This is a genomic window from uncultured Dysgonomonas sp., assembly GCF_900079725.1.
Lineage (GTDB): Bacteria > Bacteroidota > Bacteroidia > Bacteroidales > Dysgonomonadaceae > Dysgonomonas.
On sequence record NZ_LT599032.1, the window covers coordinates 4,988,006 to 5,013,081 of the forward strand.

Annotated in this window: 18 protein-coding genes; 8 read left to right on the forward strand and 10 right to left on the reverse strand. The window is 40.1% G+C overall.

Going from position 1 to position 25,076, the window contains the following annotated elements:
* Positions 1–58 precede the first annotated feature (58 nt).
* From QZL88_RS20120 to QZL88_RS20130, 3 genes are all read right to left on the reverse strand, one after another.
* Positions 59–1,192, reverse strand: coding sequence for an MBL fold metallo-hydrolase (locus tag QZL88_RS20120; protein ID WP_296944543.1), 1,134 nt, complete (start codon positions 1,190–1,192; stop codon positions 59–61).
* Between the two features lie 71 nt (positions 1,193–1,263).
* Positions 1,264–1,875: a DUF4230 domain-containing protein gene (locus QZL88_RS20125; RefSeq protein ID WP_296944547.1), complete on the reverse strand. Its 612-nt coding sequence runs from the start codon at positions 1,873–1,875 to the stop codon at positions 1,264–1,266.
* A 172-nt stretch (positions 1,876–2,047) separates the two neighbouring features.
* On the reverse strand, positions 2,048–2,947 hold the full coding sequence (locus QZL88_RS20130; RefSeq protein ID WP_296944549.1) for a sugar phosphate isomerase/epimerase: 900 nt from the start codon (positions 2,945–2,947) through the stop codon (positions 2,048–2,050).
* Positions 2,948–3,223: 276 nt separating this feature from the next.
* On the opposite strand from QZL88_RS20130, the gene sucC reads away from it, so the two are divergent.
* Complete coding sequence (gene sucC / locus QZL88_RS20135) at positions 3,224–4,372, forward strand: ADP-forming succinate--CoA ligase subunit beta (RefSeq protein ID WP_296944552.1); 1,149 nt, start codon at positions 3,224–3,226, stop codon at positions 4,370–4,372.
* A 95-nt stretch (positions 4,373–4,467) separates the two neighbouring features.
* Positions 4,468–5,340 (forward strand): succinate--CoA ligase subunit alpha, encoded by an 873-nt coding sequence (gene sucD / locus QZL88_RS20140; RefSeq protein WP_296944555.1) that lies wholly within the window; start codon positions 4,468–4,470, stop codon positions 5,338–5,340.
* A 311-nt stretch (positions 5,341–5,651) separates the two neighbouring features.
* On the opposite strand, the gene QZL88_RS20145 is transcribed toward sucD, so the two are convergent.
* Complete coding sequence (locus QZL88_RS20145; RefSeq protein ID WP_296944558.1) at positions 5,652–7,418, reverse strand: hypothetical protein; 1,767 nt, start codon at positions 7,416–7,418, stop codon at positions 5,652–5,654.
* Positions 7,419–7,721: 303 nt separating this feature from the next.
* On the reverse strand, positions 7,722–8,228 hold the full coding sequence (locus tag QZL88_RS20150) for a DUF6712 family protein (RefSeq protein WP_296944560.1): 507 nt from the start codon (positions 8,226–8,228) through the stop codon (positions 7,722–7,724).
* Between the two features lie 1,552 nt (positions 8,229–9,780).
* On the opposite strand from QZL88_RS20150, the gene QZL88_RS20155 reads away from it, so the two are divergent.
* The 4 genes from QZL88_RS20155 to QZL88_RS20170 all read left to right on the forward strand — a co-directional run bounded on the left by QZL88_RS20155 (position 9,781) and on the right by QZL88_RS20170 (position 13,739).
* A complete protein-coding gene (locus tag QZL88_RS20155; protein ID WP_296944562.1) occupies positions 9,781–10,083 on the forward strand; it encodes a hypothetical protein in 303 nt (100 codons plus the stop codon).
* 289 nt (positions 10,084–10,372) lie between these two features.
* The gene (locus tag QZL88_RS20160) at positions 10,373–10,705 is read left to right on the forward strand and encodes a hypothetical protein (RefSeq protein WP_296944565.1); all 333 of its coding nucleotides are present in this window, start codon (positions 10,373–10,375) and stop codon (positions 10,703–10,705) included.
* Positions 10,706–10,800: 95 nt separating this feature from the next.
* Complete coding sequence (locus QZL88_RS20165) at positions 10,801–12,894, forward strand: hypothetical protein (RefSeq protein ID WP_296944568.1); 2,094 nt, start codon at positions 10,801–10,803, stop codon at positions 12,892–12,894.
* Between the two features lie 152 nt (positions 12,895–13,046).
* Positions 13,047–13,739, forward strand: a complete 693-nt coding sequence (locus QZL88_RS20170; RefSeq protein ID WP_296944569.1) for a hypothetical protein — start codon at positions 13,047–13,049, stop codon at positions 13,737–13,739.
* 181 nt (positions 13,740–13,920) lie between these two features.
* Here QZL88_RS20170 and QZL88_RS20175 read toward each other — a convergent pair whose 3' ends face one another.
* The gene (locus QZL88_RS20175; RefSeq protein ID WP_296944571.1) at positions 13,921–14,808 is read right to left on the reverse strand and encodes a hypothetical protein; all 888 of its coding nucleotides are present in this window, start codon (positions 14,806–14,808) and stop codon (positions 13,921–13,923) included.
* Positions 14,809–15,069: 261 nt separating this feature from the next.
* Here QZL88_RS20175 and QZL88_RS20180 point away from each other — a divergent pair, with 261 nt between their 5' ends.
* Entirely contained in the window at positions 15,070–17,481 is a 2,412-nt protein-coding gene (locus tag QZL88_RS20180; RefSeq protein WP_296944573.1) for an outer membrane beta-barrel family protein, read from the forward strand.
* Positions 17,482–17,639: 158 nt separating this feature from the next.
* On the opposite strand, the gene QZL88_RS20185 is transcribed toward QZL88_RS20180, so the two are convergent.
* From QZL88_RS20185 to QZL88_RS20200, 4 genes are all read right to left on the reverse strand, one after another.
* Positions 17,640–19,319 (reverse strand): BACON domain-containing protein, encoded by a 1,680-nt coding sequence (locus tag QZL88_RS20185; RefSeq protein WP_296944575.1) that lies wholly within the window; start codon positions 19,317–19,319, stop codon positions 17,640–17,642.
* 59 nt (positions 19,320–19,378) lie between these two features.
* The gene (locus QZL88_RS20190) at positions 19,379–20,152 is read right to left on the reverse strand and encodes a hypothetical protein (RefSeq protein ID WP_296944577.1); all 774 of its coding nucleotides are present in this window, start codon (positions 20,150–20,152) and stop codon (positions 19,379–19,381) included.
* A 27-nt stretch (positions 20,153–20,179) separates the two neighbouring features.
* Positions 20,180–21,025 (reverse strand): hypothetical protein, encoded by an 846-nt coding sequence (locus QZL88_RS20195; RefSeq protein WP_296944580.1) that lies wholly within the window; start codon positions 21,023–21,025, stop codon positions 20,180–20,182.
* Positions 21,026–21,521: 496 nt separating this feature from the next.
* Positions 21,522–21,740 (reverse strand): helix-turn-helix transcriptional regulator, encoded by a 219-nt coding sequence (locus QZL88_RS20200; RefSeq protein WP_296944582.1) that lies wholly within the window; start codon positions 21,738–21,740, stop codon positions 21,522–21,524.
* Positions 21,741–22,021: 281 nt separating this feature from the next.
* On the opposite strand from QZL88_RS20200, the gene QZL88_RS20205 reads away from it, so the two are divergent.
* Positions 22,022–25,060 (forward strand): SusC/RagA family TonB-linked outer membrane protein, encoded by a 3,039-nt coding sequence (locus tag QZL88_RS20205; RefSeq protein ID WP_296944584.1) that lies wholly within the window; start codon positions 22,022–22,024, stop codon positions 25,058–25,060.
* Positions 25,061–25,076 lie beyond the last annotated feature (16 nt).

The window sequence follows — 25,076 nt, forward strand, 5'->3', positions numbered from 1 at the left end:
CATGATATTTGTATAATTCACTAAATTAAAAGCTGTTGCTTTCGCATATATCATTCTCTTACTCAATCCCCACCCACCATTCTTTAAATGTCTGTGTGCTGTCTTTCAGATTCACCACTTCACCTATCATTGGTGTTAGCAGGCGTATATCTTCCCCTTTACTTGCTGCTGTAACCCTTTTCAGAGGATCATCCCACGCATGGTTTGCAAGGGCATATTTGGATGAATGCACAGGGAAGAGGGTCTGTGTATGCAAATCTATCGCAGCCTGCACCACTTCCTCAGGCATCATATGTATATATTTCCATCCTGTGCCATATTGTCCGTTTTCGAGGATGGCCAGATCTATCTTGCCGAAGCGTTCGCCTATTTTGGCAAAATGGGTGTCGTATCCGCTATCGCCACCCAGATATATTTTCATTGTCGGTGTTTGCAGGAGGTATGAAGCCCATAGCGACTGATTGGGCGAAAGTCCGCGACCTGAAAAATGCCGGGCAGGGAGACAATATGTCGTAAATCCGTCACCGATAACGGCGTCCTCGTTCCAGTCCAGTTCTACAACCTTGTCCATATCAAAACCCCATCTTTCGAAATGTTCTGCTACGCCCAGTCCGCAAATTACTTTACCCGTGCGGTCTTTGAGAGCCATTACACTTTTATAATCGAGATGATCCCAGTGATCGTGCGAAATGAAGAGATAGTCTATATCAGGCATGTCTTCAGCCGTGTATCCGTGAGCGCCATCGAACGCCTTGTTGACAAACGAAACAGGCGATGCAGCCTTGCTGAAGACCGGATCGGCCAGTATGCGCTTGCCATCTATCTGTATGAAATAGGATGAGTGTCCGAACCAAACCAGTATATCTTCGTTCCGGTCGAGATGCAATAGATCGGTTTTTACTGAAGGAATTTTATCGGTAGGGGTCACACGTTCATGTTTAGTAAAAAGGAAATCATACATCGTACCTATATATCCTTTGTCTCCCGTTAATTGTGGCGTATGGCTTAGATTCTGGAATTTCCCGTCCCTGTAATTAGGTGAGTTCTTCACCCTTTCTTTGCGCTCTCCGCTCGGTGTACGGCCAAAACTCGCCTGATTGACAAATATTGTAACTGTGATTGCTAGTAGTGCTACGACTGAAAGTATTATAATCATTGTTCTTTTGATTCTCTTTTTAGTTTTCGGCTTCATGAAGTTTCAATTTTTATGTTAAAAACAAAATTTGTGCCACAATTTAAACGAGAATCAAATTCGTACAATACTTACCTTTCCTTATATCCTTTTCCCTGACCAAATGTGATAAGTACATGCTCAAAGCCCATTGCTTGTAAGATGGGGCGTAGCAGATTTACGGCGCTGTCGCGGCTTTTACTGTCCATGTCTAGTTTTGCGGCTTGTTCGCGCAACTGTTTTTCGGCCTGACGGTAGGCTTCGTCGGCTATCTGTGTCGATTCCCACAACCCGAATTGCATATCGTAGATGCGCGAGGCCGAATGGTCTATTGCTACATGGCATACTTCGGGGGCGGGCAGAGTCAGGCGTATAGAATCGCCGGAGGTGTATATGTCTTCCGGTTTGAGGCGGGTGAGGTCTATGCAGCAGATCACCTCACCCGATACTATGAGTGCAGTCTTGGCATTTGGCAGCCACTGGCGCACCTTCTTGTATTCCACCATATCCTGAATGTTGTATTTCAAGACTTCCAGATTGCCGAGACTTTCTATTTTCTCCACAATCATATTGTGCGAAACTTCCACTTTGTCCCCTCCTTTGTCTTTGCCGCCAAAGAGGTACATGATAATGCCACCGATAAGGATACCGATAGCGAGCATATTTATATAACTGCGTTGTTTTATTGTATTTCTGCCGGACATATTCTTATTTATCTGCTATTTGAAGTAAAAGTACGAAAAGCGATCGTTTTTTGAACAAATTGACAGGACAATAGTTCTTCCCAATATTTTAAATGATGTAAAAAATAGTATTTTAATAGAAACAGAAAAAGCCGGAAGATTTCCGGCCTTAGGCGATGAAGTATGAAGCCTTTCAAAAGATTTGCTCAGTTATTGCTGTGTAGTAGTCGATACATTGCCTTATGTCCGGAACGGAATTGTCCCAGTTATTCTCATATTCTATAGATATGTATCCTTTAAAGTTTTGTGCTTTAAGTGTTTTTAGCATTCCTTCTACATCGAGTATACCCTTTCCCCAGATCACATCGTGCTGTTCGGTTTCACCTTCTTTCTTTTCGGCTATATCCTTAAAGTGCAGTGATACGATACGTCCGTCCAGTTTCTTGAGACAGTCTATCTGATTTAAACCCTCGCGACGCCAGTGCCCTACGTCGCAGCATGCTCCTATCTTCGGGTTTCGGTTGGCTATCTGCGCCAGCAACAGATCGGGATTCCAGTAGGTTGACGGTTGCGGATGGTTGTGCACGGCTATTTTTATGCCGTATTTGTTAACGAGGCTTTCTATAAGATCCCAGTTTTTTATGGCCGGTTCGCAGGAGATGAACTCCATGTCCATGTCTTTAGCCAGGATAAATTCTTTTTCCCAGTCGTCCGGATTATCTGTGGTATATACGCCGGTGGAGATTATTTTCACACCTTTGCTTTCGGCAAATTCCTTTATTTCCTTGCGTTCTTCGGTGGTGAGTCCTATGCCGAATACTTTGTCACCCCATTTGTCACCCAGCTTGTGTCCGGGAAATACCTCGATGTATTTCACTCCCAATTCGTTGGTTTTGTCCAGAGCTTCGGCAAAGGTGAATTTGTGGAAGGTATAAGACTGCATAGACAAATACCATCCGTTTTGTTCGGCTTTGATTACTGTTACGGTTTTGGGTCGATTACCAGTTTCCGGCTGTTGCTTGTTCTTTGTATTGCATGATGCATAACTGCATAGTATGCCTGCAATCAATAGGTAGTTACATAGTTTTTTCATACGTTAGATTCGTTAGGGCATATCTTAATTAGCAGTGTCAAAGATAAATAAAAGTTTGGATTAGGGGATATGTTACAGGCAGATTTTAAGGTAACAGGCTAATATTTAACTTTTTTCGCCATACTCTTTTTACTTCGTATCCGCTATATAAACAGCATCTATATCCTCTTAAATTAAAATTATCTATAAAATGTACTTTATTAAAAAACTTACCAGTAAATTTAGCTGTTAAAGAAAAGGTATCAATTTAATAACTACTTAAATTTTTTTATACCTATGAAGATACACGAATATCAGGCAAAAAATCTATTCTCGTCCTATGGCATTCCCGTTGAAAAGTATGTGCTCTGTAATGTAGCCAATGAGGCTGTTACTGCATACGACGGGCTGAATATGGAACGGGTGGTAGTAAAAGCACAGGTGCTTACCGGAGGCCGCGGTAAAGCAGGAGGAGTTAAACTGGCAAAGAACAGGGAGGATGTAATACAATATGCAACGGATATTCTGGGTATGAGCATCAAAGAATTTCCCGTTACAAAAATCATTGTGAGTGAAGCCGTTAATATAGGCTCGGAATATTATGTGAGTTTCGTTATCGACCGCAATACTAAATCCGTTATCCTGATGATGAGTGCCGAAGGCGGTATGGATATAGAGGATGTGGCCGAACATTCACCCGAAAAGATACACAAATTTGCCATTGATCCTTTTATCGGAGTTCCTGATTACCTGGCGCGGAGGTTTGCATTCACTATATTCGAAGAAATAAACCAGGTGAATCAATTGGCGGTAATATTGCAAAAACTATATAAACTATTTGTAGATAAAGATGCGTCACTGGCCGAAATCAATCCGCTGGTACTCACCAAAGAAGGCAACCTGATAGCAATAGATGCCAAGATGACCTTCGACGACAATGCGCTCTACCGTCAGCCGCAGATACATGCCCTCTTTGAACCTACCGAAGAAGAAAAAACAGAGGCGTATGCCAAAGAGAAAGGTTTCAGCTATGTGCACCTCGATGGAGAAATAGGCTGTATGGTAAACGGTGCAGGTCTTGCCATGGCCACTATGGACATGATAAAACTGTATGGCGGTACACCTGCCAACTTTCTCGACATAGGTGGTAGCTCCAATCCCAATAAGGTGATAGATGCCATGACCTTGTTGCTCAAAGACCCGAAAGTAAAAGTAGTGTTGATCAATATATTCGGCGGCATAACCCGTTGCGACGATGTGGCTTCGGGTTTACTTACCGCCTTCGAACAGTTGAATACCGATATTCCCGTTATCGTCCGCCTTACAGGCACCAACGAAAAGCAGGGGCGTGATATGCTTGCAGGAACCCGCTTCAAAGTGGCGGAAACAATGGGAGAGGCAGTGCAGTTAGCAGTTGGCAGTAATCAGTCAACAAATAAGGTATAAGATGACTGATGAATATTTAACTCTAACACTTTTTTCTAATTTATAATAGTATTAATACTGTTAACTGATGACTGTTAACTGTTAACTGAAATAATATGAGTATACTAATAAATGAATCCACACGACTGATAGTACAGGGAATTACCGGACGCGACGGTAGTTTCCATACAAAGAAGATGCTAGAATACCGTACAAATGTTGTAGGCGGTACATCGCCCGGAAAAGGCGGTACAGAGATACTCGGCGTACCCGTATTCAATACCGTATATGAAGCTGTGCAACAGACGCAGGCCAATACATCCATTATATTTGTTCCTGCTAAATTTGCGGCAGATGCTATAATGGAAGCAGCCGATGCAGGAGTCAGACTCATTATCTGCATATCCGAGGGGCTCCCTACGCTGGATGCTGTGAAGGCATTCCGTTATACCCAGCTGAAAGGAGCAATGCTGATAGGGCCTAATTGCCCTGGACTGATGTCGCCCGACAAATGCCTTGTAGGAATACTCCCGGGACAGATTTTCAAGAAAGGCAATATTGGCGTTATCAGCCGGAGCGGTACATTAACATATGAGGTCGTATATCATCTTACGGCAAACGGTATGGGACAATCCACCGCCGTAGGTATGGGCGGAGATCCTGTAGTGGGACTTTACTACCGCGAATTGCTGGAGATGCTGCAAAATGATCCTGATACGGATGCCATAGTTATGATAGGCGAAATAGGTGGTAATGCAGAAGAACAGGCGGCTGAATATATTCGCAAGCATGTGACCAAACCGGTTGTAGGCTTCATCGCAGGGCAGGCGGCTCCCCAGGGTAAACAGATGGGGCATGCCGGTGCTATTATAGCTGGTGGTTCGGGTACTGCCGCCGATAAGATTGCTGCACTGGAAGCTGCGGGTGTACGGGTGGCCAAAGAGCCGTCTCAGATACCGGGCTTGCTGAAAGAACGGCTTGGCAATTAATAAAATATTTTATAGATAAAAATTCCCTGTATCAATACCGCATACAGGGAATTTTCTTTTTATTGTGGAGATGGTATTCGATGTATTTAACCGCTCAGTTTCACATTCTTAACCAAGTTTAACGGCTGTAATAGAACATTATTATACAATCCTGCGTTATATCCATGTAGTTTTGTAAAGTTTGTGTTAAGGTTGAAGAGGTCTGCGATGTGATATCGGGGGCTTTTTCTTTTTTATGATGATATTCTCCAGTTAACGGGAATAAAAGAGGAATTCATTGGATATCTTCTTTCTCCTTTTAGTATTTGGAGTCACTCATTGAGCCTGTCTACAATCCATGCCAGAATATTACTGAAAAGTATCTTTTTGGGCTCATAGCTGCTATTAGCCAGATTGGCCCATGCACCCCCGTCTGTGAGCAGAATGAGTGCACCCTTACTGTTGTTATCCTCTACCAGCAATATACGCGCTGCTCCGTCCGATACCTTAGCTATAGGGATAAAGCGGCTTCGAACAGATGTATCGGTAACTGACGCTGCCAGATCTATCTTCCAGTTGTAATCGACATCCCTGGCAAAAGATAAACCGGATGCATTACCAAAAGGTCCGTTGACAACCTTGTCGTTCGGCGATGTGAGTGTGGTTGAATTTACTATTATTCCGGCTTCGGCATTGGTTGCGGCAGAATAGGTAGCCAATACGGATGATGTGCTTACTCCTAACAGGCCTGCGACTATTGATACTGCACCCGCCACTGGGGTGGTGGTATTATCTACAGCGTAGATAAGTATCTTTCCGCTTTTGATATAGGCCAGTGCTGTCGCAGCCTCTGTCGCGCTCAGTGTCATACTGTAATTGATGATGGTTACATCGGTAGCCTTATTCGTCATATTGGCCACTGTATTAGCCGTGGAACCGGTGGTAGAAGTAATCTTCTCCACTTTATCATATGTTCCGTTTGGTCCGTAGTTGGCTGTACTCCCGGCTATAGTAGTCATAGAAGCGGGATAGCCTGCGTATGAAATGTTGTTTATATACACTGACAAAGCGGGATATACTGCTTTTATGGTGAAAGGGCATGTGGTAGCCGACAATGCACTGTTTGTGGTCAGGGTGAAATTATTCAAACCCTGCGTCAGTGGTTTATCGGTCAAATTTACCGTTGGTATTGTAAATATCTGGTTTCCACTTGTAAGCAAACCTGTTTTCGCAAAAGAATATCCATTGACTTCATCTGTTTTTATCTCATACATTCCTCCTGTCGAAGGAGCCGTGGCTATACCCTGTATTGTCAGATAATTAGCAGACGGATTCAACTCCGTTCCTACCAGATATGTTCCGTTTACAGCCAAAGTGTTACAGTCGATAAGATAATCTAATGGTTTATCAAGAACCTGATTGGATATAGATATTTCAACAGTATTGATCTTCACTTTTATCACATCCGCCACATCGGTAAGATCGCTGGTGGATAAAACGGGTGTACCGCTTCCCGGCACCATAATGCTTTGTACTCCTGTTGTCAGGAATTCGCCTGTTAGAATATAGTCATAACCATTGGTGGTGGTACCAGTGATAATATATTTTCCGGGGACAGATATATCCAGTACTATGTTTAAATAGTTCAACGGGGTAAGTTCCACCCCTTTTATATACGTGCCTCTCACCGTGGCAGAAACTACGGTGAAATCAGCAACTACATCAGGAGGGCAGCCTGCATTGGAGACGGAAATCCACTGAGTGCCATCCCATATATTGAATCCGGTAGAAAGTTCCGGTGTTTCCTGCATATTATACACGACCATACCTGTCGATTGTTTTTTTTCTTCTTCAGTTGCCGAAATAACCAAAGGTACCAAGCTTTGAAGGCTGACCAAGGATACACGCGGTAATAAAAGTCCTTTTGTGGAATTTGCTAAATTGTTTCCGCTTGTGTTTGTCTCCTTGAGATCAAGTAAGGCTCCTGTCCTTGGAGAAAGGTTAGACCCGATCGTTACTTGCGCTGTAAGTATTGAAAAGTTCGACATAGCTATAATTACAATCAAATGTAATATTAAAGTCTTTATTACTAGTTTCATAAGTTAATAGTTTGAACAAATATGTCTTATGTCTTTTGTGTTGTCTTATATTCCAACAAATATCTGTTCAATTAGTTTGATAAGTTTTGTCTTTACTCTGTTATTGTCTTTATTGTCTTTTTCGGGGCACAAATATATAACATGATTTTTGGAAAAATAGTTTTCAATGTCAAAATATTGACTTTTTGTTGTTAAAAATAGTTAGTGTAACTTGTTTTTAAGTTACTTAAACAATAAAAAGGCAGTTTATCGAAACTGCCTTTTTTTGATTTAAAGAGGTTGTATTGAAAACAGGAATTCGAACTAGCGTTTCGGAAAATAAAATCCGCTGTCGAATTCCATCTCTTTTTTACACTTATCCTCGGGTTGCCACAAAGGATAGTTGGTCCGGCATTTGTAAAGGAAATCTACAAGTTGTTGTTTTAACACATCTGCATCATTCTTTACCCATTGCCGCAATTGTGCAAGATCCCTTATATCCACACCTTTGCTGTTTTCGCTTTCGCGGATTGTGATACCCTTGTTTACGATGGTGGCCCAATGAAAAGGCAGAGCCTGATATACAGCACAGAAGGAGAGGACAGGGGCGATTTTCAGTATCAGGTCACTGTTTTCGGGAGTAAGTGTATTAGCCGATACCTGTTCGCATAATTCTTCCATCAGCGGTTCGCCCAGTATGCTTGCAATATGAAGTTCCTGTGCAATACAGATATAAGGTATGAACTCGGTAATGTCGGTGTTGGATGTCACAGGTGAATGCATCTTAAACAGTTTTTCACTTATCAGCGGTAATTGTATTAGTTCTCTCATAGCTTTTTACTGTATAGATAAACTTTTTTTTATTTGATAATGCCTCATTCAAAAAAATATATGAATATGGATGAAAAAAAGAAAAGATTGTTTCACAACAACCTTTTCCCAACTAACCTTATTCTAATACTATGGGAAAACATAAGTATTAAAATAACAAATATCTTTATGGACGATTATCTCATAATTCGGCTGTTTTTATTTTTATGCCTGTGCAAATTCAGGTTCCGGGCAATCTGTGTGGCTTCTATTTTGCGGAACATGTCAGGTTTCATCTTACTTGTGCACATATGCGCCTGTTAAATTACAATTTTTCAAATATAAGAACATTACGAGAATGAAGTAGATTTATGAATAGATAATAACATTATTTAAGTAAAGTTGTCCGCATCCGAATGAAACCGGAAGTTAGATTTCTATACATCAATGTTATTAAATATGAAAATTTACTTAAAATAATAAAAGTAAACACTCTGATATTCAATAGTATAATTAACTGTTTTAATGAGTTGTTTTAACACAATATATTTCATTTTTTACATACTTCAGGTTATATTTGTAATACATACAACGTTCTTTACATAAGAAACTTACTTGGTTAAAAAAAAACGGCTGCCTGTTCCGGATGGTAATACAGTGTGATCACGGTAGCCGTTTTGCGATAGATTTCTCTATGGATGCACTCCTTATGCGGTGTGCTTTTCATTAATTAAACACTTATATAATCGCCTTAACCAAATTTTGAAACTTCACATTCCGAAATTTTAAAACGGAAAAGACTTGCAATAATATAGATGTATTGCAAGTCTTTTTTATTTTTTGAAGTCTTTATTTTTATTTAATCTTACTGAATGGTGTCTTTTTAACACAATATATTGCTGTTTAATAATATTAAATATTATATTTGTAATATAAGTGTCGGATTTCATTTCGCAGAATGAAAAAAGCCCTTTTATCTGCCGGAAGCGAGTTCTCGCATTATATGAGTATTTATTCATCGGGATGAGTTTATTCGAAAGTCCATAATGACCAACCCGGCAGCAGAACTATCTTTTTCATTCTTATAAGCACTTATACATCCCACCTTGACTTACTATATGAAACGCACGATTGGTGTTATCGCGGACGAAGACTTGCAATATTATAACAATATTGCAAGTCTTTACCATGTTTCAGAATGTTGGTAATAGTTGTGTAAGTATATTGTTTCAAAAGCAATAAATATTTAATTCAATGTGTTTATTTAACACAATATATTTTCTTATTCTCTCTTTTTTCTATACATTTGGCTATAGAAAGTGAAGACATAACCAAACCTAGAAAGCATAGCACTATTAAAAAAATCTATTTATCTTTCATTTTTATCAGCCTAATACAAATTTATGAAGCTATGTAACCCGGGGTTAATTGAAAAGCTTACAGTAATAGTTATATTATTGTAAGCTTTTTTTCTGAGGTATGAGGGATTCACACTCCCCTTGTGATTTTCTACCCCCATTCAAAATATTCGTCTACATTTGTAGATAATATTAACAAATAAATACCTCCAATTATGAAAACAGACCTTTACACCAAAATTGTACTGACAGTGATAGCAATAGCTTTAGTCGCTAATTTCTTTAAAAATAACGATGTAATATCATCGGCTTACGCTTCCCAAAACAATCAACTACATGCTCTACCGATACAAAAAGAAGTAATAGATGTAAATATTGTGAGTTTTAGTAAACCTATGGATGTGAATTTGATGCAGTATACAGGGTATAATCTCACTAAGTTTGAAAAAGGATATAGAAGAGAATTATTCATGTCTAATGGGGATTTTTATTCTATACCACTTAAGTTAATAGAATAATTTTATGTTTCTACGTTATTGTAAAGCCTGAGAAAAATTCTCAGGCTTTTTTGTTATCATTTTCCAATAACTTTATCTATACTCTAAAAAGCATTATGAAAAAAACGAAAGAGTTAGTAATTAAAGTAAATGGTACAGAAAATGTAGAAAAACTGGCTGATAATTTGGATAAGGTAGAGATAAAAATGATGGAGAGGTGAAATTAGTAATCACCTTGTGATTTTTAAACCTTTATCTAAAATATTCGCCTACATTTGTAGATAATATTAACAAATAAATACCTCAGATTATGAAAACAGACCTTTACACCAAAATTGTACTGACAGTGATAGCCATATTTTTAGGAGTGCTTATCATCAAAGATGTAGACTTTGTTACCAAAGCTCAGGCTAAGCCCGCAGACTTAGATCTCTCAGCTTTGAAAATAGAAAAGGCTGAAAGTGAAGATGAAAAGGAAATGACATTTTTTATTTATGAGAATAGTAAGATTCAAAAACCTTTCTCTGTTGATAACTATGAAAGATGTGAAATAGGGTATAAAAATGTACCAACTTATATTATAACAAATAAAAAAGCTCCTCGTTTTAGGCAGACTTATATAGGCATAGGTAAAACAGAATAACTCAGATTCTCTTAACACATAAGTAAGCCTGAGAATTTTTCTCAGGCTTTTTTGTTATCATTTTCAAATAACTTTATCTATACTCTAAAAACATTATGAAAAAAACGAAAGAGTTAGTAATTAAGGTAAATGGTACAGAAAATGTGGATAAGTTGAGAGACAGCCTCGACAAAGTAGATATAAAAATAAAAGGCTTAGCAATTTCGGCAGAAGATATAGCAGCTTTGGCAAGAAATAATATAGAAGAGATATTGGAGCAGGCTATTTTGCATGCAGCCAAAATAGGAGCTACTATCACAGAACTTAGTGCCCATACAGAACAGGCTATTGACAAGAATAAAGAAGCAGCGCAGCAACTGGTTCAAAGTATCAGGAAATCAGACGAAAGTATTCTGTCTTCTATAAAGGCTACAGTTAAGGAACTGCCCGTTATTATGGAAAGTTATCTGACAATGATAACAAACTCGTCAGAGATGCAAACTACACTATTGGCAGACCAAACAAACAAGAATAAAGAACTTATTGAAAAGTCTTTGACCGATATAGAAGTGAAGTATATAGAGAAAGGTAAGAGGATTAAAGACGCCAATCTGAAAACATATGAAAATTTCATTGGGGATTTGAAAGGCTATAAATCGGAAATTGAATCCGCCATTTTGCAGACAGGTATTCAATACGATGCTATGAGTGCGCACTACGATAAGGATAGCGAAGAATTTAAGAAAGCTCAGGAAGAAAAGAAAGCTGCTTTGGATAGCCTGCAAAAAAAGGTAGTGGAAATAAACGTAAAAATTGAAGAATCTAATATTTCATTTCTGGATAAATGGAATAAGATGAGCGATGACGCTATCAATCAAGCCGCTGAAAAATCTAAAAAAATAGGAGATTCAGTTAAGGATATGACTAAGCTTACAGAATGGAATGATGATTCTAAATTTAAAGTAATGTATGATGGTATTAATAATTTAACAAAGCCTTTAGATAACATAAATACAAAACAAGAAGCCCTGTATAAACAAGAAACAGAATATATAGACAAAAGTACTACCAGAAAGAAAGCCGAACTGGACAAGCAAATAAAAGAACTGGAACAGGAAGCCAAAGACAAGAAAAAAGAACTGGAAGTGGACAGGCTGACAGCAGAAAAAGGGATCAACGACAGCAATGTAGGCAGATATAAAGGTAAGATATCGGAACTGGAAAAAGATTACGGATTAGAGAAGGATACCGAAAGCGGAGAGTATAAAGAAGTTGCGGGCTGGGATGAAATGTCTCCCGAACAACAAAAAGAAATAGATGATGCCAAAGATAGGCTGGAGCAATTGAATGCCCTACAAGAGCAGGAAGCAAAGGCATCAGCAGATAAGGCAAAAGAGATAAAAGAAGCCAACGATATCATCTTTCAGAGCGAGCAGAAAGTACTGGATGAAAAGCAACGTATAGAAGCCGAAAAAGCAGCATTAGACAGGAAAGCGACAGAAGAAAAAGCAAAAGCAGAAGAAAAATTAGCCAAGAAAAAAGAGCAAATGGCTAAAATACAGAGAATAAAGGATAAAGCCGAACATGTGGTGAAAATAGCACAGGCAATCAGCGATGTAGCCGGAGGGGTAACAAAAACATTGGGAGCATATCCATGGCCTCTAAATGTTGCATTGGCAGCATTGGTTGGATTGCAGGGAGGAATACAAGTAAAAATAATGACTGAGCAACTAAAATACATGGAAAACGGCGGACTCCTAAATGGTAAACGCCACACGCAAGGCGGCATGCGCATCGAAGGTACTAATATAGAAGTAGAGGGTGGCGAATATGTTATCAATCGCGAATCTACGTCTAAAAATTTAGGTTTAGTGCGCTATATAAATTCGCAACGTAAAGAACTTACCGCTATGGATACAGCCGCTTTTTTTGCACAGGCAAAACAACGGAATTTCGAACTGCCATTTCAACGGGAATTTGCTGCGGGAGGGATGATGCCCGCGCCGTTTTTAGCCCCTAATTTCTCTTCCGACAATGATGCTCTGGTACACGCCATTAAGAATATCCGCATAGAGTCGGGTTCTTCCGGCGACAACGAAGCCCTGATAAATGCTATCAAAGGCATCCGTATAGAGCCTAGAGTGGCCGTAACGGATATAATCCGGGCGCAGGAAGATGCAGTACAGGTGGATATGTGGTCGGGAAACTGATTGGTAATTAATAATTAATAATGAAGAATTAAGAATTAAGAATGGCGCAAGCGACTCGTAATACTCAATTGAAAATCAGCGGAGTTTAATCATCTGCTAATTTGCTAATTTCCGAATTGGCTAATTACTTTAAAATCATTAAATATAAAATTATGTTACAAATCGAATTCAACGACCAAAAAATCTCAGTACCGCAATCTTGGGCCGACCTTAGCCTTGCCGATTACGAAAAATGGTTTAAACGTATTCTCGAAGATCAGACGGAATACCTGCACATGGTAGCCGACCTCTGCCGGATGGACAGGGAACTGCTGCTCAACTCTCCCGTCCAACTCTACGATGCCATATCAAAGGCTATCAGCTTCGCTTCCAATGCCGACATGGAGCCGGATACACACGTGAATATCGATGGACGGGACTACTTTATTTCCCCATCGGATGAACTCACACTGGGCGAATGGATAGACATAGAGCAAACGCTGGAAAGTGACAGCCCGACTAAGATAACGGAAATGCTGGCCATCGTGTGCCGCCCTGCCGGAGAAAGATACAATACCGTGACTGCCACGCAGCGCAAAGAGATGTTCCGTAACCTGTCGTGTGACAAAGCCTTGCCGTTGGTAGCTTTTTTTTTGCACAAAAAGAAAAAATCAGAAGCGATTTTGCACCATTATTCAATGGTGGCGGCTCAGGCAAACCGGTTTCTAAAGGATACAAAGACTTTTGTAATAAATGGGGATGGTATAAAACGATTGCCGATCTGGCAGAGGATAAGATATACTTATTTGACCAGATCACTGGAAAAGCAGTTGTCGAAGTTTTCGGATTCCTCCTTTACAGGATAGATAAAGTAAGGGCCGACGAAGAACAGTATAAGTTTGAACGACAGATAAGAAGATGAAACATTAATTATGTGAATCAGTAGTTTAATACAAAGAACATCTCAACTACTAACTTAAAAACAAATACCCTCGAAAGTTCATTATTCTTTCGGGGGTATTTGTTAATTTGTATATGAATGTATGCTTATTTATATGCAGCAGCTATTTTTTGTAAGGCTTCAGGGTTACTTACACCCTTGCTTACATCCATCAGAGAAATTTCGTCATTATCGCCCGTTCCTGTGGCCAGAGGAAGCTGTGCCGGAATCTTGGGAGTTTCACCAAACAGAGTTTGATAGAGGATGATAGAGTTCATAAATACTGCATCATTCAGCATATGGCGTGAATTGTCGGTATGGCGCAACACATCTTTTCCATCCTTTTTGTTTGAATATCCTTCTTTACCCTGATATGCATCTCCAAGAGCTGTAGCAAATCTAAGTATACCCGTATTTGGTAACGATTTGGTTACTTTAATCGCATTGTCTGTTAATATAGTCTGATACTCTTTGTAGTCTGAGGCATCATAATCTTCAGGGAACATCAATTCATATACATAAGTAGCTACATCGGGGCTGTTTGTGGCAGCCATGGTGTGGATGGTTTTGCCATTTTCTACATATTTGTCTTCATCTTGGACAGCTACGGGGGTTGATTCCTGCAATATTATGTAATCGAGGTAATTACCGTCCTTATCTGTTTTAGCGAATAAATCTTTTGCTTTTTTCTTGTTTGCCGACAAATTTTTATCGATACTTACTCCCATTTCTATAAGAGTAACAACTTCGGCTTGCTTCCCATTTTCTTTTACTAGAGCTTCCAGCATAAGCGGAAAACTTGCAAAATATTCGGTATGGCTGTTTCCTACGAATAATACCCTGACAGGACCTTCCGATTTCGGAGGGGTTGGTTTGGCGATAGTTTCCTGTTTTTTTTCTTGAGAATCAGCTCCTTCAGCCGACTGTTTGTTTCCCGATGTACAAGAGATAAGCAAAAATGCTCCTAGTAAGGAGTACAAAATTCTTTTTTTCATAAGTAGTTTTACGGTTTATGTTAATTTTTGTTTTATTGATACGATTGCAAACTTACATTTTTTTTTGAGACGATGCAAAAAAAGATAACCTCCTTCCGTTGAAAGGTTACGATTAAAAAAGAAGTGTTCTGTTACAGACAAATCATTATACATTTCTGACATATCTCTGTTCTTTAACATTTGTATATAAATAAAATAGTTAATCTATTGTTATTCATATTATATTTGCATGCGATTTAACTTAATACCTGATTAACGATAATGAAGAGTCTGTTCTTCCTCTATGCACTATTGTGTCTTACCCTCACTGCATCCGCTTCCGTCCCGCGCATAAAGGGGAAAGTGGTAGAAGCCGGAAAAAGTACACCGATCGATTATGCCGATATAATCCTTATAGAAAAAGGAAAAACAAATCCTGTATTACATACTCTTCCCGAAACAGACGGAGGTTTCATCCTTTCCGATATCAAGGACGGAGAATATTCGTTATTGGTAAGGGCTGTGGGCTTCGATGTATATACACGTTCCGATATAGTGCTCAACTCCACTACTACAGTATTCAATCTGGGTATTATAGAGATGAAACCATTGGAACAGGGCTTGGCCGAAGTAGAAATCGTAGCACAGAAAAGACAGGTAATTTACAAACTGGACAAAAAAGTTATAGATGCATCTAACAATCTGCTGGCGAGCGGAGGATCGGCAGTCGATATATTGGAGAACACACCTTCCATCCGTGTCGATGCCGAAGGTGAAGTAACATTTAGGGGCAGCAGTGGCTTTGCCGTTTATGTAGACGGAAAACCGAGTGTCTTTAGCGGGTCGCAGGCACTGGAACAAATCCCATCGGGACATATAGAGAATATAGAGATAATCACCACTCCGTCGGCCCGGCACGATACGGGAGGCGATGTAGGCATTATCAATATCATCACCAAAAAGCATTCGCAGCAAGGCTTGAGCGGTATGGTCAATCTCACGGGAAGCACCATGCTTTCACGTGGGGTGGATTTTCTTCTCACACAGCAGGAAAAGGCTTCACGCTGGTATGTGGGCGGCGGATGGAATGACAGATTGCGTAAAAGTAAGTTTCGGCAGGAGAAAACAACCATTGTATCCGATGTGACCACCATATCCGATTCGGACGGGCCACGCAAAAGCAATAATTTCGATTATTCGCTGAAGGCAGGATGGATGTACACATTACCGAAAACTACATTCAATGTCGATGTGCAGGGTGGTTACGGCGGACGTACACGCAAGGGTGACCTCGATTATAAAGAAGAGCAGTCTAAAGCCGGTGTGCCTGTAGGTAGCGGTGACTATATCAGCCATGACGACTATGATCTGCACGAAACTTATTATCAGGGGACCATCGGTTTTGCCCACAAATTTAATGATAAGGGGCACGACCTCACGGGGAGTTACTACCTCAAATACGGTGGCGATGCCATGGAATATTTTCAGAGCGACCTGTTCAACTACCAGGGTGAACGCCAACAGGGGCACAGAGCATGGGAAGACGAACATCGATGGACAATGCGGGGAAACCTCGATTATATATTCCCATACCGCGAAACGGGGCGTATCGAAGGCGGTTACCAATATTTCTCCTATCTCGAAGACGGTGATTACAGCATGCAATTCTGGAATCCCGAAAAAAAGGAATTTTACTGGCGCGATGATATTTACAATACATTCTATTTCAAATACGGTATACATTCCATCTATGCCATAGTAGCCGACAGTTACCGCAATTTCGATTTTCAGCTGGGGCTTCGCGGCGAGCATACCCACCGTGTGCTTCGCAGTTCGAAGGAATGGGCAAACCGTACATATGACAAATTCGAATTTTTCCCGTCGGCACACCTCGGTTACAACCTGCCGGGAGGAGATAAGATACTGGCTTCTTATTCGCGGCGCATCACCCGCCCCGAATTGTTTTTCATGGAGCCGTACATTACATATCGCGACTATTATTCTGCCGAAATAGGCAATCCCGATATCCGCAACGAATACATCAATTCATACGAACTGAACTATAAGAAGAATATTGGTGAACACGCGCTTTCGGCATCAGTATTTCATCGCAGCCGCAAGGATAAGATAGAACGCTTGCGTGTACCGTATGAAGCCGGTGTGACACTGGATTCGATGGCAAACGTAGGGCACGATTATTCGACAGGCCTTGAGATCAGCGCGCAGATACAGGCTACACGCAAGTGGAATATCAACCTGAACGGCAGCTACTATCATTACAAGATAGAGAATGAATATAAGACCGAAAGTGGTGACGAAACCAGTAATAATTACGAGATAACACTCAATAACTCATACGATGCCGGAAAAACCACCCGTGTACAACTCGATGGAAACTTTGTAGGCCCGTCTGTAACTACACAGGGTAAGACAGATGCTTTCTGGTATGTGAATCTGGCGGTGCGCCAGCAGTTGCTCAGCAGGAAACTCAATGCCACCCTGTCTTTCCGCGATGTGTTCAACTCGGCACGCTATGTTAGTAATATAAATACAGCAAACCTGAAATCGGTGACGCATATAAGACCCAATTATCCGTTAATTACGTTAAGCCTGAGTTATACATTCAATAACTTCAAGGCTAAGGGTTCCCAAAACAAGGAAAATCACGACTTATTTGAAGGAACAAATCATTAATTTATTATTTGTTAAGTGTATAGTGCCGGCGTGGGATTTCCATAGCGGCACTATTTTTTGTGGGAATATATCAGTGTAATTGTGTCTGGTCGAAAATTTAGGAAAGGAAGGATGTTCAGAGACAGTAAACTCAAAACATTCTTCCTCGTTTATAATGATTAATGTTTAAATTTCAATTTTTCATATTTTTTATTGATCTCTTTATAGTCAATTAATGGAATTGAGGTGCTTTTCTTATTTGTATTCATATATGTATGATCTTTAGGTGGATAGTAAAAAGCAGTACTAAATATAACGGAATTGTCTATCAAATTTACATTTTCATATACCTCAAAAATCGGATAGCGATATCCCTTAGCATACCAGCGATATATTGTCATTACCTTGTCTGAATCAATACTTGGCGATATACCATCACTTATCAATTGGCTGTTCTTGGTTCTTATAACATTATTTACAATCCCATCGGGAAATTTTACCGAACCATAGCCATCAGCCTTCATCTCCATATAACCTTGGTTATATCCCCATACTGTACCTGAGTATAGATGGGATGATTTATAGTTATATTTGTATGAATTATTGTAATAAGTAGGGTATTGAGCTGATATCATCCGGGGATTATAATCTAGTACTACGACTGGGTTTTCGTGTCCGTAAGCCTGTAGTTGATTGTTCTTTACCTGAAAATAATACATTGTATTATGCTCTGTGCATACGATCAGGCTATTTGGCTCTGTGGTTGCTATATCGAAGTAAGTCCTTCCCAAGATATAACTATTGCTTTGTAGTTCAATGGGAGGTAATGAATATGATACAGTATAATTATCATTTATAATGTTTAGTTTGCTAAAGTCCCACACTACGTTTTCTCCGGCGGGACCCGGATTTACATATTCCACTTGCTTTTTAATGAGTTCGTCTCCTGTACGAAAACCATTATCTAGCAGGTTAAATTGATAAGACTCGTTCGTTACAGGTATTTTTTTCGATTGCTTTATCAGTATTTTTATTGAAACACTACCAGCCGAGATGGTAACTTCGGTACTTCTATTCGATTGAGATTCATTGTCTAACGGATAGATTACCAATGGTTCATCGAGAGTCCCTTCCTGTTTGTTTACTATACACCAGCTTGCTCCGGATACTACTTCCCACGATGTATTTGATTCTATATTTATCATTTTAGAGCCATCTTTGCTGTAAAATTCCAGTACAGGACTAGATACTATCAATGCATAGACCATGCCTTCTTGTTTGAGTTTTAATTGCTGGCTTTTACTTCCGGCTTTTACTGTTATAACAGCCTCCTTTACTGTTTCGTCCAAATTGGGATTTGCTGTTATCTTTATAGTTTTATTGTCCGATCCTTCTGTTGCATCCAATGTACACCAAACAGGAATTTCGGATATAGTCCACAATTCATTTGATTGTATATCGAACGTCTTCTCTTCTCCATCTGCCACAAAGCTGATTTCGCCGACGGAGAGAGTTAACGAAACATTTTTAGGATTTTGTTTTAGTGTTATCTCTTTTACTTTATCACCCGCTTTTATAGTTACTACAGCTTTTCTTTCCGATTCGTTTGGATTGGCACTTACTTTGACTGTAATCTTCGCACTGCTTTGACCTTGTTGTGTAGAAAATGTACACCAATCGGGTATATTCGAAATAACCCAAGAATCGTTAGAACTAATGGCGAATGATTTTTCGTCTTCATTTGCCGAAAAAGAGAGGATATCTACAGATAAACCGAGTGTTATTTCCTTTTTTTCATCATCAGACGAGCATCCTAATACAAAGATTAGTATTAGTAACAGTGGGAGAATTTTTCTCATGGCATTTATTCTTTTTTAGGTTAAGATAATTTTACACAAATGTATAATTATTTTAACAGTTATCTGATGGTAATCTTGATATTATTCTCCATCCTCTTCAAAAAATCACCCTTTTTTAATCCCGCTTTTATTTCCGGCGAATACAGCATCCTTATCACGGTCTTTTCCTGTTCCGAAATATAATATGGTACTCCCTGAAAACGCAGCCAGCCGCCGTATGCGCTGTAATGCTGCGGGATGGCCGAACGGCCTATAGTGAGGTAATATTCATAAAGCATCATCGGGTGTTCAAGTCCCAGCATATGTTCAAATTCATGCATCAGGGTTTGTGTCCCCGATTCGCGCCCGTCGTATATATGGGCAAAATTTATTCCCCATGCATGGTCTGTAGCCTCGTTTATGCGGGCTATGCCGTTGACAAATACCGGTTTCTGCCTGGGTTTGTTTGCCGGAGCGGACTTCACATTCTTATATACGATCACATTCCCGTTATCCGGTACACGCTCTATCCTTAATGGAACTACCAGCGGGCGGAGTAGGGTTATAACGGAATCTACTTCGGCTATAACGTTTTTATCCAGTTTTCCGGTGTCTTCTATTTCCACCCGTATATCTGTATTCCATTTGCGGATACGCTCCCCGTCACGGTTGAAGGCAATGTCGCAAAACAAATCGAATTCTTCATCCGTAAAACCAATTTCCCTGAATTTGTCCGCATCAAAATCCTGTATCTTCTGGTCTTCCGACTTTCTGTAGAAATGCGCTGCCGTGCCCCATGCCGTAAGCAAAAGGAGCGAGATGAGAATGATATATCTGACAATCTTCGAGCGCATTTAGTGTGAGTGTAATTTATTGATTTTTTAATCCTTAAATCCAACTTGTTTCTTTTCTTCCTCAGGATAGATGATAATGCGAGGGCGCTTGTTTACATCCGGAATCATCAGTTTACGCTCTGCATCTGTAAATCCCATCTTTTGTGCGAAAGTTTCCACATGAAGTCCCGATCTTATTTCGGACGAATACAGCATTTTTATCACCATCTTTTCTTCTTTCGATATATAGAAAGGTTCCTTCATCATATTTTGTATTTCGTCCTGTGAACGGAAGAATTGCGGGATCACAGATCTGCCTATGGTTACATAGTAAGGATATAATTTGATAGGATGATCCAGTCCCAGCGCATGCTGAAATTCATGCATAAGTGTTTGTGAACTAGCATGGCAGCCATCATAGATCATAGCAAAATTGATACTCCACGAGTAAGACGATTTGCGGTTTACCTTCGACATACCGTTCAGGCAGATAGATTGTGGCAACTTATTTGATACCACTTCGGGCACACGCCTGTATACATGCAGGTTACCGCCATTGTTTACACGTTCCATCTTTACCGGGGCAATCAGTGGTGCAAGGATGGCAATGACAGAATCCACCTCGTCTATCGATTGTTGGCTAAGTTCGCCGATATTCTTTATCTCCACCTTTATATCCCTGTCCCATTTGCGCACCCGGGAGTTTTCGAACATGAATGCCACATCGCAGAACAGGCTGAGTTCGTCTTCATTATATCCGGTTTCTCTAAATTTGTCTGCATTGAATCGGCGGGTTTCCTTTACTGCGGCATTTTCGTATACAAACGATACCAATCCTGTCGTTGTGGATAGGATAATCAAGGAGAATATGGTATATTTAGCATACTTCACCATGTTTTTCGGTATTATGTAGATTCATATAAATGCGCTGTCAAAAACGTCCGACGCACATCCCCCTTTACTACAAATATATTAATTTATATTTGTTTGATGTTATATAGAGTGTTTTTTTGCAGGAATTCCATAAATAAGTAATAAAAAAGAAGCAAAAGAATCACATTTTTATTAATGGGAAGAAAATGAGTGTGATATGGTGGTATAAAATATGAAGTGTATAAGGATGGATTAGATCTTACATGAATGAGTAGGTGAAATATATAAAAACATAAATAGCTGTCACTGCAGCAAAGAACTGAGTGGGGTATAATCTCATACTTTATCATTTTTATCTTTTGCAATTCTTTCCGCTGCTACTAAATAAGAGCTTCCCTGTCCCGGAAAATAAGGACAAAAATAAAAATGTCAATAAGTATTAATAACGACTGTAAAAAAATTAATGATTTTTATTTATCATTTCAGCTTTTTATGCCGGTTTTGTTGGGTTTGTGAGTCATTCTATATCTACAATATCGATTAGCTTTACGTCGAGTGCCTGACAAATTTTGTATAATGTTCCAAGTGTTGGGTTAGTACGTCCTTTTTCTATTCTAATCAGGTTATTGTATTCTATATCAAGCTTATCCGATAAGTCCATCATGCTCAAATCTCTACTTTCTCTTATTTCTCTAATCTTTAATCCTACTTTTTTTACTAAAGTTTCTTTATCCATGAATTTCTATCATTAATGATTGTTCATTAAAGAAAATTGATTATGTTTGTATCATAACAATCATATATGATAGTTTATGTTAAACCTTATTTTGCTGAAAATCAGATTTAACACATTATACCTTAATGTTTAACAGATTTATAAAAAGGAGGAAAGTATGAAAACATGAAACCATGGATTACACCCTACGTATGCAAGGATAATGCCCAAATCCACATTGCATGCTCACTCACTATTTAACGATTTAATGCTTTATTATTAACAAATCTTATTGGAAATTAATGAAAACACGTCGACAAATTAATGCCCCGAATTCAGGATTATTATGTAGGTCGTTTTCTTCTTTAGCAGTTGCCACTATAGGATTATTCCTGTTTTATGCACCGGATGTGCAGGCTATTGACGAAAATACTGAGAAAAAGACTGTCTCTCATGAAATCGCCCCTTTGCAGAAGGGACAGACTATCACTATTACCGTAACTGACGCAGAAGGCCCTCTCGTTGGAGCTAATGTAGTGGTAAAAGGTACTACCAACGGAAATATTGCAGATGCAGAAGGTAAAGTTATACTGCACAATGTTCCCGAAAATGCCGTATTGGTAATCTCTTTCGTAGGTTTTATACCAAAAGAAGTTCCCGTAGGTAATCAGAATGCTATAACTGTAAATTTACAGGAAGATGCAAAGGCACTCGAAGAAGTTGTTGTGATTGGATACGGTACACTGGAGAAAAAACAAGTAACCAGTGCTGTCACCTCCATTTCGGGAAAAGACCTGATGGTAGGAGTAGGCGGGTCTGATATCTCCGCTTCATTGCAAGGTAGAATCAGTGGGTTGATTATGAATAATATAGGGAGCGCTAATGCCGGTACAACATTCCAGTTGCGCGGACTTACATCTATCAATGCAGGTAAATCGCCACTGATCGTAATCGACGGATTCCCGGGCGGGGATATACGTTCTCTTACACAAGACGACATCAAGTCGATAGATGTACTTAAAGATGCCTCTGCCGGAGCTATCTATGGTACACGCGCCACTTCGGGGGTAATATTGATCACAACTAAAAGCGGGTCGAATACCAACGGCAAAGTAAAACTGACCTATAGCAACGAACTTACTAAGAAACAGGCTTACGGGGCTCCTCAGATGCTTACCGGACGCGAGTACGCCGAACATGGTATAGGTACGGATTACGGTTCGGATACAAACTGGTGGAATGAAATGATAAACGATGATAACTTCTCCCACAAGCATCATGTAGCTATAGATATGGGAACAGAAAAGGCTCAGGTATATACATCGTTCTTCTATGAGAAAAATCAGGGGATATCTTTGAGCGACGAACGCGAAGACTATGGAGGACGTTTTAATGCCAATTTCAAACTGTTTGACGACTGGCTCGAAATACGTCCGAATGTAGATTACCGTCAGGCATGGAGAAACAATAATATTCCGGCTTTCCAGCAAGCTATGCGAAACAATCCTACACGTTCGCCATACGATCCCGAAAGTGAAACCGGATACAACGTATGGCTCAACGAGTCGCTGGACTACAACGTAGTAGCCGATGCCAGACTGAGTACTTACGAAGGGTTGGACAAATGGTTCAAACCGGAAGTCACCTTCAAACTGAACATAAAGCCTGTTCCGGGCTTGTCTTATTCGCAGACAATAGGTTACGAAAACCGCCAGTGGGAATATCACTTCTACAGGTCGCGTTACCATCGCTCCGAACTGGAAGAATCGCGCAGGGGGGCTGCATATCTCAATTTCAGTAAAACTGAAAACCTGACATCCGAAGGATATGCAAATTATATCAAAGAATTTAATGGCGGACATGTGTTAAATGCTACTGCCGGTTATTCATACTTTGAAAAAAACGGAGAAGGATTCAGCATGGAAAACTTCGACTTCGATGTGGACGGCCTCAAGTTCTGGAATATCGGAGTGGGTTCTTATCGCAGCGACGGGAAAGCAAATCTGGCCTCAAGTAAAAATATCACAGAACGTCTGTTCTCGGTGTTCGGACGTGCCAATTATTCTTTTCAGGACAAATACTTGTTGCAGGCATCTCTTCGTCACGAAGGTTCTTCAAAGTTTGCCGCCGACAATCGCTGGGCAGATTTCTGGTCGGTATCGGCAGGATGGCGTATTTCCGCTGAAAGTTTTATGAAAAACCTTACATGGCTCAAAGACCTCAAAGTGCGTTTCGGTTATGGAGTAACGGGTAACAACGATTTCAGCTCTTCATATATGGCCGATATGTTAAGTTCAGATGCTTATTGGATGCTACCTGATGGAACATGGGCATATTCATTCGGTAAGTCACAGAACGTAAATTCCAAACTGGGATGGGAAGAGAACAAAGAATGGAATCTTGGTGTCGATTATTCATTATTCGGCGACCGTTTTTATGGTAAGTTCGATTATTACCGCCGTAAGATAGACAATCTGATTTACAACGTGAAAGTACCTCAGCCACCTTATACTCAGGGTTCTCAATGGCAGAACATAGGTAGTATGGAAAGTAAAGGCTGGGAATTCGAATTCGGCGGAGATATTATTCGCACTAAAGACTTCACCTGGACTACCAATATGAATCTCAGCCACAACTCGGGTAAGATACTCAGCTTGTGGGGTAACAATACCTACTACAACGGTAATGGATTCGTTGCTCCGGGTACACCGGGCGATGCAGCACGTATAGAGGAAGGTTCGAAGATAGGTTCGTTCTATATCTGGAAATTTGCAGGGTTCGACGACGATGGAAACTTCCTTCTTTACAATAAAAACGGAGAAGTGATACCCGCTGCCCAAAAGACCGAAAATGATAAACAGTATATGGGTAATTACCTGCCCACACTGATCGTTGGCTGGCGTAATACGCTCACATATAAAAACCTGGATCTGGGTATCAGCCTGCGCAGCTGGATAGACTTCGATGTGTATAACACCCTAAATATGTATTTCGGCATTCAGGGACGGGGAAATACCAACGTGCTCAAAGATGCCTATGGGAAGTTTGCCCACATCAAGGGAGAAAAACAGATTTGTGACTACTATCTCGAAGACGGTACATTCCTGAAAATAGACGCCATTACATTAGGATATACCCTGCCAATGAAAAAATATACCAAATTCGTTGACCGCATACGTGTTTACGGAACTGTGGGTAATGTTGCCACCATCACAGGGTATAGCGGTATGAACCCCGAAGTTAACATCACCAATTGGGATGGAGGTACGGAGAAGTTCTGGGATGGCAGTTTCTATCCGATGACACGTACATATACTTTTGGCCTTCAAGTGAATTTCTAAGACCGCAGACCCATTT

Excerpts from the sequence above, each read along its gene's own strand:
- QZL88_RS20120 (WP_296944543.1), bottom strand. The coding sequence starts at position 1,192 with ATGAAGCCGAAAACTAAAAAGAGAATCAAAAGAACAATGATTATAATA.
- QZL88_RS20125 (WP_296944547.1), bottom strand. The coding sequence starts at position 1,875 with ATGTCCGGCAGAAATACAATAAAACAACGCAGTTATATAAATATGCTC.
- QZL88_RS20130 (WP_296944549.1), bottom strand. The coding sequence starts at position 2,947 with ATGAAAAAACTATGTAACTACCTATTGATTGCAGGCATACTATGCAGT.
- sucC (WP_296944552.1), top strand. The coding sequence starts at position 3,224 with ATGAAGATACACGAATATCAGGCAAAAAATCTATTCTCGTCCTATGGC.
- sucD (WP_296944555.1), top strand. The coding sequence starts at position 4,468 with ATGAGTATACTAATAAATGAATCCACACGACTGATAGTACAGGGAATT.
- QZL88_RS20145 (WP_296944558.1), bottom strand. The coding sequence starts at position 7,418 with ATGAAACTAGTAATAAAGACTTTAATATTACATTTGATTGTAATTATA.
- QZL88_RS20150 (WP_296944560.1), bottom strand. The coding sequence starts at position 8,228 with ATGAGAGAACTAATACAATTACCGCTGATAAGTGAAAAACTGTTTAAG.
- QZL88_RS20155 (WP_296944562.1), top strand. The coding sequence starts at position 9,781 with ATGAAAACAGACCTTTACACCAAAATTGTACTGACAGTGATAGCAATA.
- QZL88_RS20160 (WP_296944565.1), top strand. The coding sequence starts at position 10,373 with ATGAAAACAGACCTTTACACCAAAATTGTACTGACAGTGATAGCCATA.
- QZL88_RS20165 (WP_296944568.1), top strand. The coding sequence starts at position 10,801 with ATGAAAAAAACGAAAGAGTTAGTAATTAAGGTAAATGGTACAGAAAAT.
- QZL88_RS20170 (WP_296944569.1), top strand. The coding sequence starts at position 13,047 with ATGTTACAAATCGAATTCAACGACCAAAAAATCTCAGTACCGCAATCT.
- QZL88_RS20175 (WP_296944571.1), bottom strand. The coding sequence starts at position 14,808 with ATGAAAAAAAGAATTTTGTACTCCTTACTAGGAGCATTTTTGCTTATC.
- QZL88_RS20180 (WP_296944573.1), top strand. The coding sequence starts at position 15,070 with ATGAAGAGTCTGTTCTTCCTCTATGCACTATTGTGTCTTACCCTCACT.
- QZL88_RS20185 (WP_296944575.1), bottom strand. The coding sequence starts at position 19,319 with ATGAGAAAAATTCTCCCACTGTTACTAATACTAATCTTTGTATTAGGA.
- QZL88_RS20190 (WP_296944577.1), bottom strand. The coding sequence starts at position 20,152 with ATGCGCTCGAAGATTGTCAGATATATCATTCTCATCTCGCTCCTTTTG.
- QZL88_RS20195 (WP_296944580.1), bottom strand. The coding sequence starts at position 21,025 with ATGGTGAAGTATGCTAAATATACCATATTCTCCTTGATTATCCTATCC.
- QZL88_RS20200 (WP_296944582.1), bottom strand. The coding sequence starts at position 21,740 with ATGGATAAAGAAACTTTAGTAAAAAAAGTAGGATTAAAGATTAGAGAA.
- QZL88_RS20205 (WP_296944584.1), top strand. The coding sequence starts at position 22,022 with ATGAAAACACGTCGACAAATTAATGCCCCGAATTCAGGATTATTATGT.